Origin of the sequence: Nonomuraea sp. NPDC003804, from assembly GCF_040610675.1 — a bacterium.
Taxonomy (GTDB): domain Bacteria; phylum Actinomycetota; class Actinomycetes; order Streptosporangiales; family Streptosporangiaceae; genus Nonomuraea.
This window is the reverse complement of sequence record NZ_JBEXMT010000002.1, coordinates 160,441-174,313: the sequence shown is the minus strand read 5'-3', so window position 1 is coordinate 174,313 and position 13,873 is coordinate 160,441. Positions and strand designations below refer to the sequence as shown.

The window sequence follows — 13,873 nt, the reverse complement described above, 5'->3', positions numbered from 1 at the left end:
TTCCCAAAACAACATTCTGTTTTCCGGCCCCCAGGTCGTGGCATCCGGGCTACTGAGGGGTAACCTCGCGGTTGGAGTGCTGACACGAACCCAGGAGAGCCCCATGCCCGAGGCAGTCATCGTCGCCACCGCGCGTTCGCCGATCGGCCGCGCCTTCAAGGGGTCGTTGAAGGAGATCCGTCCCGACGACCTGACCGTCCAGATGATCCAGGCCGCGCTCGCCAAGGTGCCGCAGCTCGACCCGGCCGCGATCGACGACATCATGCTCGGCTGCGGCCTGCCGGGCGGTGAGCAGGGCTTCAACATGGCCCGCGTGGTGTCGGTGATGCTGGGCCTGGACACCGTGCCGGGCACCACGATCACCCGCTACTGCTCGTCGTCGCTGCAGACGACGAGGATGGCCTTCCACGCCATCAAGGCGGGCGAGGGCGACGTCTTCGTGTCGGCGGGCGTGGAGACCGTCTCCCGCTTCACGAAGGGCAACTCCGACTCCCTGCCCGACACCCAGAACCCCGTCTTCGACGGCGCCCGCGCCCGCACCGCGACGTTCGCCGAGGGCGGCCAGACCTGGCGTGACCCGCGCGAGGACGGCACGGTGCCGGACATCTACATCGCGATGGGCCAGACCGCCGAGAACCTCGCCCAGCTGAAGGGCGTCACGCGGGCCGACCAGGACGAGTTCGGCGTCCGCTCGCAGAACCTGGCGGAGAAGGCGCTGGCCGACGGCTTCTGGCAGAAGGACATCACGCCCGTCACGCTGCCCGACGGCACGGTGGTCAGCAAGGACGACGGCCCCCGCGCCGGCACCACCTACGAGGCCGTCTCGCAGCTCAAGCCGGTCTTCCGGCCCGACGGCACGGTCACCGCGGGCAACTGCTGCCCGCTGAACGACGGCGCCGCCGCGGTGATCGTCATGAGCGACACCAAGGCCGCCGAGCTGGGCATCACGCCGCTGGCCCGCATCGTCTCCACGGGCGTGACGGGCCTGTCCCCCGAGATCATGGGCCTGGGCCCGGTGGAGGCCTCCAAGCAGGCGCTCGCCCGCGCCGGGATGTCGATCTCCGACATCGACCTGGTCGAGATCAACGAGGCGTTCGCCGCGCAGGTGATCCCGTCCTACCGCGACCTCGGCATCGACATCGGCCGGCTGAACGTCAACGGCGGCGCCATCGCCGTCGGGCACCCGTTCGGCATGACGGGCGCCCGCATCACCTCCACGCTGATCAACAGCCTGCAGCACCACGACAAGACCCTGGGCCTCGAGACCATGTGCGTGGGCGGCGGCCAGGGCATGGCGATGGTGCTCGAGCGCCTGTCCTGACCCCTCCCGTACGGCAAGCCCGGCCACGCGCCACCCTCGGCGCGTGGCCGGCCTCCGTCGGGGGACACGCGCCGAGCACGCGTGCCCGGTGTCCGTCCGGAGACACGCGTCACCCGGCGCGCGTGGCCGGGCGGGGCGACGGCGCTCGGGTGGCCGGGCGGATCTCGCGGAATCAGCGTGCCGTGGAGGAGGTTTCGCCATGATCCGACCGATGACGATCGCATACCGGGCGACGGCCGCGGTGGCCTGCCTGTCGCTGCTCGCCGCCTGCTCGGGCGGCGGCGATCACGGACGCCCGTCGGCGGGCCCGGCCACGACCGCGAGCGCGGCGCCGGCCCCCTCCCTCTCCCCCGGCCCTAGCCGTACGCCGCAGGCGCCGCCGTTCTCCACGCGGTGGAAGGAGTTCGAGAAGCTGCCGCTCCTGACCGCTTCCGGGCTCGTCGACGTGGTGGCCACGGGCCCGCGGCAGGCATGGGCGCTCGGCTACGAGGACGGTGCCGAGGACAGCGACGGTTCCACCGTCGTGCTGCGATGGAACGGCGCCACGTGGTCGAAACTGCCCGGCACGCCGGCTGTCGGCGGCTACGACGGCCTCGACGCCGGCGGTCCCGACGATCTCTGGATCGTGGCGGGGGACACGGTCGCCCACTGGGACGGCCGCCGCTGGACCCGGACGCGGCCGTTCGGCATCTCCGAGGACAAGTTCTTCGACGACGTCGCCACGGACGGCGACACGGCGGTGCTGATCGGCGCGAGCGAGGACGGCGCGCCGTTCATCGTCACCGGCAGGCGCGACCGCTTCCGTCTCCAGTTCAGCCCCGAGGGCGTGCTCGACGCGGTCACCTCCGGATCGGGACACGCCTGGATCGTGGGCGCGGCACCCCACCGCGACTGCGCGGAGGTCACCCCGCTGGTCGTGCACAGCAGGAAGGCCGGCCGCGAAGGATACGGGCAGTGGGAGGCCATGCGCGTGCCGCTCGTCCCCGGCGGCACGCTGACCTCCGTCGTGCAGATCAGCCCGACGGACGTGTGGGCCGTGGGGAAGATCGTCGAGAATGCCCGGGTGGAGCGGATCCCCGGCCGCCCCTGTGGTGAGTGGGTCTCCGGTGTGCTGGCCGAGACCGACTCTCCGGCCCTTCCCCTGGCCCTCCACTGGGACGGGCGCTCCTGGAAGCAGGTGGCCCTGCCGCCGATGAACGCCGAGCTGACCGGCGTCACCGCGTTCGGCCCCGACGACGTGTGGGTCACGGCACGGGATCGCGACCGGCCGGACGTCCCCGTCTTCCTGCGCTTCGACGGCAGGGGCTGGACCGCCGAGCGCGCCGGCCACGGCACGGTCACGGCCGTCGCCGCGATTCCCGGCACGAAGGACCTGTGGGCCGTGGGCTGGCCGGGCGAGTACACCGACGACGGCAGGGAGTACCTGCTCAGGCGTGGTGGTCGGGGCCGGCCCGGTTGAGCGCGATCCGCAGCACCACGCGGCGTTCCCTCTCCATGGCCGCGCGGTACTCGGCCCAGTCGGCGTGCTCGCCGGCGACGCCCCGGTAGTAGGCGATCAGGTGGTCCATGGCCGCGGGCAGCGAGACGACCTCGGCCGTGCCCTCGACCTGGATCCACTCGCCGAAGAAGGCGTCGGTGAACGCGCAGATGGCCACCCGGGGGTCCCTGCGCGCGTTGCGGGTCTTGGCCGCGCCCTCCCGGGTGCTGACGACCGCGTAGCCGTCCTCGTCGACGCCGACCAGCACCGGCGACATCTGGGACCGCCCGTCGGCGTGGTGGGTGAGCAGGACGGCGTGATGGTTGCGCGCCAGGAAGTCGCGCGCCTTGTCGAGATCCATTCACCCATGATGCGCGCCCGGACCGTTTCCACGGCACGGGCGCGTCGGGGCGTGTGGGGTTTTAGATGAACCCCATCCGGTTACGGCGGTGCCGCTCGTGCTCGAGGACGATGGCTGCGGCGTAGCCGTGAGTGAGCCCGTGTTCCTCGGCGAGCCAATGAGCTCGCTCGTCGCATCTGAGGAACGATGGACCGTTGTCAATGGCTTGGAACCACTCTGGGAGTTCGCGTCCCGTAATGGCAGGGACCCTCGCGATCAGCTTCGTCTGCATCTCCGGTGAGTGGTTCAAGGACATGGGCACCTCCACGGATTGGTCCTTTGCTCGACACTGCAACACCTCACCGCGAATGGCAACCCCTCGGCGGCCAGCGTTTTGTCACGCCGGGTAGATCACTGGTGGCGCAAAGAAAAGACCCCGCTGGTGGACCAGCGGGGTCTCGTGGGTCGACGATCAGTCGTCGCCCGAGAAGTAGCTGATGAATCGCAGCACCTCGAGGTAGATCCAGACCAGGCTCAGCGTGAGCCCGAACGCGCACTGCCACGCGAACTTCTCCGAAGCGCCCACCTTCACCGCGCGCTCGATCTCGTCGAAGTCGAGCAGCAGGAAGAAGGTGCCGAGCAGGATCATCGCGGCGCTGAAGATCCAGCCGAGCGGGCTGTCGGTCCGCAGGCCGAGGCCACCGTCGACGAAGAAGCCGGCGATGAGGTTGACCAGGACCAGGGCGAGCGCGCCGATCGCGGCGGCCACCACGAACTTGGTGAACTTCGGCGTGACCCTGACGATCCGCAGGGAGTAGACGGTCAGGACGGCCGCGAAGGCGAGCGCCGTGCCGATCACCGCCTGGAGCACGATGCCGTTGAAGAACGACTCGTACATGCGGCTCAGGGCGCCGACGAAGACGCCGTAGAACAGGGCGTAGCCCAGGATGAGCGCCGGACTCGTGCTCTGCTTGAACGACGCGATCAGGCCGAGGACCACACCGATGAGGGCGGAGACCGCGGCCACGCCCATGCCCACCTCGAAGTACCACGAGGCGGCGCCGGCCACGACGAGCGTGCCGAGCGTCATGAACCCGCGGACCACGACGTCGTCGATGGTCATCGTCCTGACGGCCGGCGCGGTGGGCGGGGCGTAGGCCGGGCTGTCGTACATCCCCTGCAGGTGCTCGGGGCTCGGGGTCCACCCTTGCTGCTGGTGGGTGTACGGCGACCGGCTGAAAACGGGGTTCTTACTCTCCATCGCTGCCTCCACGCTGCGACCAACGTGATCAGAATATGGGACAGGGCGTCACACTGGCCAAGTCACGCCGGGATCTATGTACTTTCGAGACTTCTGCAGCGTGCCCAACGAACGAGGCCTCCCGCCGGTTCCCGGACGCCGCGACCTCGATGAACGGCCCGGATCCCAGGTCGGCGTTATTTGCCCGTTTTGTCCTGTTTTTGGAGGCGGCGGAACGCATCCGCCCACCTATTGCCGTCACTAAGCGTGGCCTTCCGGTAAGAGGTGTTCACCTCGGTTTAACCGGGCCGGAAAACCGTTTTCAGCCGCCCGCATAAAGGGACCCGAACCGACCGGAGGAAAGGACCGCTGTCAAGCCCTTCGCCGGACCCGCCGATCACCGGGATGCCCGGCGGACACGCAGCGTCGCGACCCCCTGACAGCAGGTCCGGACGTCAAGGAGAAACGCCTGGTCAGAGCCATAAATTCGATATAAAAAAGCGGTGCCCCCGGCGGGATTCGAACCCGCACGTCAACCCTTTTAAGGGGTTTGCCTCTGCCATTGGGCCACGGGGGCGCCGCAATCATACGAAACGGACCATGCTCACGAGGAGCACAACTTTGTATCAGGCGTAACAAGAGTGAGATCTGTGGTGAAGTGCCCGCGCTCCGGACACTCTGTCCAGGAAGAGCACACCGTCCAGATGGTCCAGTTGATGCTGGATGCAGCGGGCTTCGAAGGCGTCCGCCTCGATCGTCACGGACTCGCCCGTTCTGGGCAGCTCGCCGGACACCGTGATCCTCGTGGCGCGGGGCACCTCGCCGAGCAGTCCCGGCACCGAGAAGCAGCCCTCCCTGCCGTGGCGCCAGCCGGCCGCCTCCGCCAGGCGGGGGTTGACCAGCGTGACCGCGCCCGCGCTCGACCTGCTGCGTGGGTGCAGGCTCGCGTTCACCGCGATCAGCCGCCAGCTCAGCCCGATCTGGGGAGCCGACAGCCCGGACGGCTTGCCGATCGCGCGCAGCGTCGCCAGCAGGTCGTCGGCGGCGGAGACGACGAAGGGATCGGTCGGGTCCACGATCTCGGCCGAGGCGGACAGCACCGCGTGGGGGGCGCGCACGACCTCGCGCGGAACTCCGCTCACAGCAGGTCCGGTTCGCCCGGACGGAAGGTGATCTCGGAGCCGAGGTTCGCGCCGACCGCCGCCAGCTTGCGCATGAGATCGGCCACGTCGACCGCGGCCGGCAGGGCGACGTCGGCGATGAGCACGTAGAGGCGCCCGCTCAGCCGGGTGCTCATCCCGGTGATGTTGCCGCCGACCGAGGCCAGCACCCCGGCGACGGCCGAGATGATCCCCGGCTTGTCCGGGCCGTGCAGCGTGAGCACGTACTCCAGACCGGCGCCCGGACAGCTGAAGTGACGGCTCGCGTCGACGGCCGCCGCGCTGACCACGACCTCGGGGATGCGCACCCGCTCACGCAACTGCTCGGCCGACAGCTCGCCCGCGACGAGGAGCATCATCGCGACGTGCCCGCCGAGCAGCGTCATGGTCGAGTCCTGGATGTTGACGCCGCACTCGGCCAGCGATCCTGTCACCTCGGCTATCACGCCTGGCCGGTCGACGCCGAGCACGGTCACCGCAGAGAGCCCCACCCCTGGATCTCCCCCTTCTCATCGTGCGGGAAGGAGGGTTCCGAAGCGTTATCGGCGGCGGTTGCTCGCGACCGCCGCCCTGAAACCGTCGCGCGGGTGCTCCATCTCGCCGAGAGACACCGTCTCCCGCTTGAAGAACAGCGCAAGCGTCCAGTCCGCGACGACGCGCACCTTGCGGTTCAGCGTCGGTACCCGGGACAGATGGTAGGTGCGGTGCATGAACCATGCAGCCAATCCGCGAAGCTTGATGCCGTAGACGTTCGCGACGCCCTGGTGGAGCCCCAGCCCGGCGACCGATCCGACATACTTGTGGCGGTATTCGACCAGTTGCTCGCCGCGGAGCGCGTGGATGATGTTGTCGGCGAGCACCTTCGCCTGCCGTACGGCGTGCTGGGCGTTGGGCGCGCAGAACTGGCCGGGGTTGGTGACGTCGGGCACGCCCGCCGCGTCACCGGCGGCGTAGGCGTCCTTCGTGCCGGCGATGGTCAGCTTGGTGGTGGTCTTGATCCTGCCGCGCTCGTCGATCGGCAGGTCGCCCTCGGTCACGATGGGGCTGGGCTTGACGCCCGCCGTCCAGACGAGGGTCTCGGCGTCGAACTCGGTGCCGTCCGACAGCACCACGTGGCCGCCGGTGGCCGACTCGAGGCGCGTCTCCAGCTTGACCTCGATGCCGCGCTCGCGCAGCTGCTCCAGCGTCCACTTGCCCATCTCGGGGCCGACCTCGGGCAGGACCCTGTTGGTCGCCTCGACGAGCACCCAGCGCACGTCCGACGGCTTGATGTTGCGGTAGTAGCGGGTGGAGTCCTTGGCCATGTCCTCGAGCTCGGCCAGCGCCTCGACGCCCGCGAACCCGGCGCCGACGACCACGAAGGTCAGCGCCCGCCTGCGCACCTCGGGGTCCTCGGTCGACTCGGCCACGTCGAGCTGGTGCAGGACCCTGTTGCGCAGGGCGATGGCCTCGCCGACGGTCTTGAAGCCGATGCCGATGTCGGTCAGGCCGGGGATGGGAAGGGTCCTCGAGATCGAGCCCGCGGCCATCACGAGGACGTCGTAGGAGATGTCCCTCGCCTCGCCCTCGCCGGGGGCGAAGGTGACCGTCCTGCCCGCGTGGTTGACCTTGGTGACCACGCCGTTGAGGATCTCGACCTTCGGCAGCACGCGACGCAGCGGGGCCACGACGTGCCGCGGCGACAGGTTGCCCGCGGCGGCCTCCGGCAGGAAGGGCTGGTAGGTCATGTAGGAGTTGGGGTCGATGACGGTGATGTGCACGCGGCCGTCGCGCAGCTCCTTGCCGAGCCTGCGCTGCAGTCGCAGAGCGGTGTACATGCCGACGTAGCCACCGCCGACGATCAGGATGTGCTTGTTCACCTGAGGTCCCATCCTCGAGTTCACCCTTGTGAAATCTTTCACAAGCATAACCGTGCAACCGCGGACGAGGCCAAGGGATTCCCTAGTGAGCCTCCCCACATTCGGGCACCTGCCCGGCGATCTCCGCCGCGCGGTGGAAGATCCCGTCGAGCATCGCGGCGGTGACCCTGCCGGTGAAGGTGTTCTGCTGGCTGGGGTGATAGCAGCCGAGCAACGTCACGCCGGCCTCGCCGTACGACAGGGGGACCTCGACGCCGTGGCCGAACGGCGGCCTGGTGCGCGGCATGCCGTACCCGGTCTCCTTGAGCGCGGGCCAGACCGCCTGCCAGGCGTAGCCGCCCAGCGCCACCACCACGCGCACGCTGCCGGCGACGAGCGCGAGCTCGCGCTGGAGCCAGGGGTAGCAGGCGGCCTTCTCCTCCGGCAGCGGCTTGTTGGCGGGCGGCGCGCAGCGCACGGCGGCGACCATGCGGGTGTCGATGAGCCGCTGGCCGTCGCCGGCCCGCACGCTGGTCTCCTGGACGGCGAGCCCCGTGCGGTACAGCGAGGCGAACAGCCAGTCGCCGCTGCGGTCGCCGGTGAAGATGCGCCCGGTCCTGTTGCCGCCGTGGGCGGCGGGCGCGAGCCCGACCAGCAGCACGCGCGGCTCCCGCGCACCCCAGCCCGCGACCGGCCGTCCCCAGTAGGTCTCCTCCGCGAAGGCGCGCCGCCTGACCTGCGCGACCTCCTCCCGCCACGCCACCAGGCGCGGGCACGCCCTGCAGACCGACTGGCGCGCCGTCAGCTCCGCGATGGTACGACTGGCGGCCGCGAGCTCCCGCACCCCCTCGGGCGAGTGCGCCACGGGGGTGTCGGGAGCCGCGGGATCATCGGGCCAGCCGGTGCCGGGAGGTACGAAGCTCATGGCACCGATAGTGCCCGATGCTGTGAACCGCCGGCAGGGCCCCGCCCATCGCCGGCGCCCCAGCAACGGCCCGGCGCGTCGCCGTGGGCCTCCGGCGGGCGACAGCGCCGTCCGGTGGGGCTGAGCGGCGGATTACTCGGATTCGTCCGTCCGGACGGGGGCGGGCGTGGCGGTGCCCATCGGCGCGGGCGCTTCGGACGGCCTCGCACAGGCGGCGGGCGCCCTGGTGGGCGCGGGGACCGGGCCGTTCTCGACGCCGGGCTCGTCGGCCGGCTCGACCAGCGGCAGCGGGTAGCGGTTGAGCACCGGCTCGCCGCACGAGCGGTCCACGACGTAGCCGGAATCCTCGAAGTTCGTGGTGACCGGCCGGCCGTCCTGGTCGTAGAGGTAGACGTCGGTCAGCGGCGTGCCGTCCTTCGCGTACGGCCTGATGTTGACGACGTCGCCGAAGGAGGAGACGGTGTCCATCTGGACCGGCGCCTCGTAGGCCATCGGCGGGTTCTCGAGCCTCATCCGCATCTCCTCGGCGTGGACGGCGCCGGCCAGCAGGCCCAGCGCGGCGACGCCCGAGGCGAGCGCCGAGGTGAGCCGCGGCCAGCGGCTCCTCGGCGCCCTGCCGAGGAGGACAGAGATCCAGACGGCTGCGGCGACCAGGGCGATCTCGCCCAACGCGTCGGGCACGAGCTGCGCTTCGTCCGCTACCGAGATCAGCAGCATGGCCAGGACGTAACCGCGCAGCACCCACCACCCTGGCCGCAGTTCGGGGAGGAAGCCGCTCAACCGCGTGAGGGCCGGATGCCGGGCCAGCGCCGCGCCCGCCTGCCTCAGCCGGGACTTCGTGCGCCGCTCGCCGGTCCTGCCGCCGTAGGCGGCCGCCAGCTCCGCCGCGTACGCCTCGGGCGGCCCCAGGCGCTCCTCGAGCGAGACCTCCGACTCCGACGCCACCTCGGCCAGGTGGTCGTCCAGGTCCTCCAGCAGTTCCTCGCTGTTGGGATGGCCGGCGAGGGCCTCCCGTACGGCCTGCGCGTACTGTTCGGGTGTCATCAGGGATGCCTCTCCTTGAGCAGGTCGGCCATCGTCGCGGCGAAGGAGGTCCAGGTCGCGGCCGAGGCGGCGAGCTGGGCCCGGCCGACGTCGTTCAGGCCGTAGTACTTGCGATGCGGCCCCTCGTCGGAGGCCACCACGTACGAGGTCAGCGCGCCCGACTTGAACAGGCGGCGCAGCGTGCCGTAGACGGACGCGTCACCCACGTCCTCCAGACCGGCCTCTCGCAGCCTCCGGACGACGTCGTAGCCGTAGCTGTCGCGTTCGTGGAGGACCGCCAGGACGGCGAGGTCGAGCACGCCTTTGAGGAGCTGGGTGCTATCCACGCGATGCACACTACTGTGCAATGCGTAATACCGGCAACAGAAAAACCGGGCGGCACCGGCGAAGGCGCCGCCCGGTCTCAGTTCAGCCGATCAGGCACCCGAGGAAGCCTTCTCGTCCGCCTTGGCCGGCGCAGGGCAGTGGTCGCCGTACGTGGCCAGGCTGCTGTCAGACCCGACACCCGCGAGGGTCGCCTTGGCGTTGACGCCGTTGGTGCCCGCAGCCGGGAGGCTGAAGGACACGGTCTGGCTGCCCGCCTTGTCGAAGTCGAGGGTGACGTCCTTGCTGAAGCCGCCCACCTGGCTCCACAGCTGGACGACGACGTTCTTCGCGGCACCGTTGACCGTCACGGTCGCGGTCGCGTTGATCGTCGAGCCCTTGCCGTCCTTGCAGGTGGTCTGGTCGTGCACAGCGGAGACGCTGACCTTCACCGAGGTCGCGGCCGGCTCGGGCTTCTGGCAGGCCGCGTAGGACTGCGAAGCCGAGTCGCGGTTGTTCGGACCCACGATGGAGATCGAAACGGTGCCGCCCTTGGTGGCCTCACCGCTCAGCGCCTGCTCCGAAAGCCCGACCGTCTTGCTGCCGGCGCCACCGAAGTAGGTGTCGCCGCTGGCCACGGCCTTGCCGTTCACCGACCACACGTACTCGACACGGCCACGGCCGGTCGCGTTGATGGTGGCGTTGGCGCCGACCGCGCAGGTGTTGTGGTTGGTGCCGGTGGTGGGAGTGGCCACCGAGACCTTGGTCTCGTTGTGGCCGCCGTCATCCTTGCACCAGACCTTGTAGCCGGCGCGGTTCGACTCGGTCGCACCACGGCCGAGGGTCTCGAGGACCGCCCAGCCACGGTGGCTGTAACGCGGGGAGAAGCCGAAGCCGACCTTCCGCGCGTCCCAGACCTTGACCTTGCCGCCGTCGACGACGTCACCGTTGAGGATCCAGCGGTAGTGCACCCAGCGGGGGCGGTCCACCTTGATCACACCGGTGAAGTCGATCTTGTCGCCGGGGGTACACGAACCCACGTACGTGCTCGGCGAGGCCCACGCACGGGCGTACACCTTGTCGTAGTCGGCCTCGTGCAGGCCGTCCCCGTCGTTGTTGCCGTTGTCACCGCACGCGACCGAGAAGTAGACCTTCTTCGACTTCACGTGCTTCGGGCCGAGGACCTCGACGGCCTCCCAGCCCTTGACGTTGTCCGTGAACTTGATGGCCTGCGCAACGTTGATCGTCTTGACCCCGTTGCCCGCGACCTTCTTGGTCTGGACCTTGCCCTTGGACCCATTGCCGTGCAGCCAGCGCCACGCGACCGTGGTCGAGCCCTTGAGCTTGACCTTGATCTGCGCGGAGAACTTGACGTTCACCGGGCAGGCGCCCTCGTAGTCACGGACAGACGCCTTGGGCGTCGTGACCGAGATCGCGAGCGGCTTCGCCTTGGTGGCACCGGCAGCGGTGGACAGCGTGCCGGCCTTGGCCGTGGTCGCCGCCTGAGCCGGGGCGGCGGCCAGCCCCGTGACCATGGCGGCCAGCACCGCAGTCGTGGCGCCGAAGGCGGCCACTCTGCGAGCCAGTCCTGAGGACTTCATGTGAGAGTGCTCCATTCCGTGAGGGAAAAGGTGCGCTCGGGAACGGTCGCCACGCCGGCACACCCCGTGCCGAACCATATGGCAAAGCCCCCGTAAAGCTCCTTTACCTAATCACAGAACAGAATGCACTCTCAACAGACCCCAAAGGGGGTGAATGTCCGAAAATCCAGAAAATTTCAGGCGATGGACCAGGCGATTCCGTCCAGAATGTCGTGTTCGCTCACGACGACCTGCGCAAACCCGAAACGTCGCACGATACGGTCCAGAATCAGCGCCCCCACGCCAATGACGTCGACGCGTCCAGGATGCATCACAGGAACCGCAGCCCGCTCACCATGCGTCATGGCGAGAAGCCGACGCGTCACCTCATGAACCTCTTCGGCCGAGATAATCGCGTGATGAATCCGCTCCGGATCGTAGGCGGGAAGGTCGAGCGCGATGCCGGCGACCGTCGTGACCGAACCCGCAAGGCCCACGAGCGTGCGCGCCTGCCGTACCGGGACCTCCGCCTCGACCCGGTCGAGCGCGGCCTCGATGTCGGCGACCACCCGCTCGAGCGCCTCCGCCGAGGGCGGGTCGCCCGCCTCCCGCAGGTGGCGCTCCGTCAGCCGTACGCAGCCGATGTCGACCGACAGCGCCCCCTGCGCGTGGTCGGTGCCCACGACGAACTCGGTGGAGCCGCCACCGATGTCGACCACCAGGTACGGCGGCAGCGGCCCCTCGGGCACACCGGTCTCCAGCGACAGGTGGAGCAGCCCGTGGGTGGCGCCGGTGAAGGAGAGTTCGGCCTCCTCCCCGCCCGACACCACCTCGGGCGCCACGCCGAAGATCTCCCGCACCCCGTCGACGAACTCCTGCCGGTTGGCGGCGTCGCGCGTCGCGCTCGTCGCCACGACCCTGGTGCCCGTCGCGCCGTGCTGGTCGATCAGCTTGCGGTAGTGGCGCATGGCGGCGAAGGTCCGCTGGAGCGCCTCGGGCGCGAGCCGTCCCGTCCGGTCGACGTCCTGGCCGAGCCTGACGATCTCCATGCGCCGCTCGATCTCGTGGAGCTCTCCGCACCGGATGTCGGCGATCAGCAGGCGGACGGAGTTCGTGCCGCAGTCGACGGCCGCCACCCTGGTCACTGTTCGTCCTCCACCCGCACGCAGGGACCGTCCGTCCACCACTCCGGCAGCCGCTCCAGCGCCTCCGCGCCGAACGGGTTGCCGCCCGGCACCGCCAGCTCGTGCGCGACCAGCGCGTGCAGGCACTTCACCCGGTACGGCATGCCGCCCGTGCTCTGCATGTCGCGCGGCAGCGGCTCCATGCCCTCCTCGGCCGCGGCCTTGTCACGCCCGGCCACGTAGTCGTCGTGGGCGGCCCGGTAGGCGGCGGCCAGCTCCTCGTCGTCGGCCAGCCTGGCCTGCATCTCCTTCATCAGCCCCGAGCCCTCGAGGGTGCCGATCGCCGAGGCGGCCTTCGGGCACGTCAGATAGTAGAGCGTGGGGAACGGCGTGCCGTCGGGCAGCCGCGGCGCCGTCTCGACCACGTCGGGGTTGCCGCAGGGGCAGCGGTGCGCGACCCTGCGCAGGCCCCGCGGCGGACGGCCGAGCTGCCGCTCGACCGCCTCGATGTCATGGCTTTCCATCGTCCTTCTTCTCCTCGGCCGTGGCCGACGCGGGGGCCTTGACGCCCTTGCCCGTGTCGGCCGCCTCGACCGACTCCCACAGCGTCTGGTACCAGGGCGGCGTCATGGCGAGCTGCTGCCGGGCGCCCGACTTGGCCTGCTTCGGCTTGTTGTCGGCGACCATGAAGCACTTCTCGCCCGCGCCGCAGTAGTGGAGCCTGCGCCTGGCCTCGCGCTTGATGTAGTTGGGGTCCTGCAGCTGCCGCTGGCGCTCGGCCAGCAGGCGCTGCTCCTCCTGCTCCTTGGCCTTCTCGGCCTCCAGCTCGGCGATCGCGCGACGCTGGGCGACGTATTCGCGCACGGGATAGGCCAGGCTCATGGCGATCGCGCACACCACCACCGCGAGGATCGCGGCCCGTCCCGTCAACTGCGGTCGCTTCGCCACCTGTGCTCCCTCCGCCTCGTTCCGCTGCCCCTACCCCCGGCCGTGACGGCCTCCCCTGCGATCGGGGGGCGGCCCCTCGGCCACCGGGGCCCGGCAGCGCGCCCGCTCCAGTCCGCCCCCAGGACGCTCGACGGACCACCCGACAGCCACACGGACCACCCGGCACGCCCGTACCGCCCGACAGCCGCACAGGCCGCCCAGCACCGCCCAAGCACCCCCGGACCGCCGGAGCAGGTCCGGACCGTCCGACGGCCGCCTGCCTCCCCGCCGTCCGCCGGGGTCGGCCGCTCAGCCGGTGTTCCCACCGTAGGCCGGATGGTCCCGGTACGGCGGCTCGACCGGCCACTACCGGTCCGGCTGCCCGGCCGTGATACCGGGCCGGTCGCAGACCGGTGGGACCGGGCCGGCGGATGGTCGGTGTCCGGGCGGGCGCCCGGACACGAGGTGTCCGGACCACTCGTCCGGGTCACCAGGTGTCCGGACCGTCCAAGGCGTTGCCACTCATCCCAGCCGCCAGGTGGCCGGACCACGCGGGACGTTCCCGCTCGCTCCGGTCACCAGGTGGCCAGGCCA

At 70.2% G+C, this 13,873-nt stretch carries 15 protein-coding genes and 1 tRNA gene; 2 read left to right on the top strand and 14 right to left on the bottom strand.

Features of this window, described 5'->3' with window-relative positions; genetic code table 11:
• Positions 1-103 precede the first annotated feature (103 nt).
• Positions 104-1,321 carry an acetyl-CoA C-acetyltransferase gene (locus tag ABZX22_RS03075; RefSeq protein WP_354905578.1) on the top strand — a complete coding sequence of 406 codons (1,218 nt, stop codon included), beginning with the start codon at positions 104-106 and terminating at the stop codon, positions 1,319-1,321.
• Positions 1,322-1,532: 211 nt separating this feature from the next.
• Positions 1,533-2,780, top strand: a complete 1,248-nt coding sequence (locus ABZX22_RS03070; protein ID WP_354905575.1) for a hypothetical protein — start codon at positions 1,533-1,535, stop codon at positions 2,778-2,780.
• On the opposite strand, the gene ABZX22_RS03065 is transcribed toward ABZX22_RS03070, so the two are convergent.
• The 14 genes from ABZX22_RS03065 to ABZX22_RS03000 all read right to left on the bottom strand — a co-directional run bounded on the left by ABZX22_RS03065 (position 2,749) and on the right by ABZX22_RS03000 (position 13,300).
• A complete protein-coding gene (locus ABZX22_RS03065) occupies positions 2,749-3,159 on the bottom strand; it encodes a PPOX class F420-dependent oxidoreductase (RefSeq protein WP_354905573.1) in 411 nt (136 codons plus the stop codon). The genes ABZX22_RS03070 and ABZX22_RS03065 overlap by 32 nt on opposite strands.
• 61 nt (positions 3,160-3,220) lie before the next feature.
• Positions 3,221-3,454: a DUF4287 domain-containing protein gene (locus ABZX22_RS03060; protein WP_354905975.1), complete on the bottom strand. Its 234-nt coding sequence runs from the start codon at positions 3,452-3,454 to the stop codon at positions 3,221-3,223.
• Positions 3,455-3,610: 156 nt separating this feature from the next.
• Positions 3,611-4,399: a Bax inhibitor-1/YccA family protein gene (locus ABZX22_RS03055; protein ID WP_354905571.1), complete on the bottom strand. Its 789-nt coding sequence runs from the start codon at positions 4,397-4,399 to the stop codon at positions 3,611-3,613.
• Positions 4,400-4,882: 483 nt separating this feature from the next.
• Positions 4,883-4,955 (bottom strand) — tRNA-Leu (locus ABZX22_RS03050).
• Positions 4,956-5,004: 49 nt separating this feature from the next.
• Positions 5,005-5,520, bottom strand: a complete 516-nt coding sequence (locus ABZX22_RS03045; RefSeq protein WP_354905569.1) for a peptide deformylase — start codon at positions 5,518-5,520, stop codon at positions 5,005-5,007.
• Positions 5,517-6,029, bottom strand: coding sequence for an ACT domain-containing protein (locus ABZX22_RS03040; protein ID WP_354905566.1), 513 nt, complete (start codon positions 6,027-6,029; stop codon positions 5,517-5,519). The genes ABZX22_RS03045 and ABZX22_RS03040 overlap by 4 nt, the downstream gene beginning before the upstream one ends.
• 48 nt (positions 6,030-6,077) lie before the next feature.
• Complete coding sequence (locus tag ABZX22_RS03035; protein WP_354905563.1) at positions 6,078-7,409, bottom strand: NAD(P)/FAD-dependent oxidoreductase; 1,332 nt, start codon at positions 7,407-7,409, stop codon at positions 6,078-6,080.
• A gap of 70 nt (positions 7,410-7,479) precedes the next feature.
• Positions 7,480-8,301: a uracil-DNA glycosylase gene (locus tag ABZX22_RS03030; RefSeq protein ID WP_354905560.1), complete on the bottom strand. Its 822-nt coding sequence runs from the start codon at positions 8,299-8,301 to the stop codon at positions 7,480-7,482.
• A 132-nt stretch (positions 8,302-8,433) separates the two neighbouring features.
• Positions 8,434-9,345 carry a hypothetical protein gene (locus tag ABZX22_RS03025; RefSeq protein ID WP_354905559.1) on the bottom strand — a complete coding sequence of 304 codons (912 nt, stop codon included), beginning with the start codon at positions 9,343-9,345 and terminating at the stop codon, positions 8,434-8,436.
• Positions 9,345-9,671: a PadR family transcriptional regulator gene (locus ABZX22_RS03020; protein ID WP_354905556.1), complete on the bottom strand. Its 327-nt coding sequence runs from the start codon at positions 9,669-9,671 to the stop codon at positions 9,345-9,347. The genes ABZX22_RS03025 and ABZX22_RS03020 overlap by 1 nt, the downstream gene beginning before the upstream one ends.
• A gap of 90 nt (positions 9,672-9,761) precedes the next feature.
• On the bottom strand, positions 9,762-11,249 hold the full coding sequence (locus ABZX22_RS03015; protein ID WP_354905553.1) for a hypothetical protein: 1,488 nt from the start codon (positions 11,247-11,249) through the stop codon (positions 9,762-9,764).
• A 176-nt stretch (positions 11,250-11,425) separates the two neighbouring features.
• Entirely contained in the window at positions 11,426-12,373 is a 948-nt protein-coding gene (locus ABZX22_RS03010) for a Ppx/GppA phosphatase family protein (RefSeq protein WP_354905550.1), read from the bottom strand.
• Positions 12,370-12,876, bottom strand: a complete 507-nt coding sequence (locus ABZX22_RS03005; protein WP_354905547.1) for a DUF501 domain-containing protein — start codon at positions 12,874-12,876, stop codon at positions 12,370-12,372. The genes ABZX22_RS03010 and ABZX22_RS03005 overlap by 4 nt, the downstream gene beginning before the upstream one ends.
• On the bottom strand, positions 12,863-13,300 hold the full coding sequence (locus tag ABZX22_RS03000) for a septum formation initiator family protein (RefSeq protein ID WP_354905545.1): 438 nt from the start codon (positions 13,298-13,300) through the stop codon (positions 12,863-12,865). The genes ABZX22_RS03005 and ABZX22_RS03000 overlap by 14 nt, the downstream gene beginning before the upstream one ends.
• Positions 13,301-13,873 lie beyond the last annotated feature (573 nt).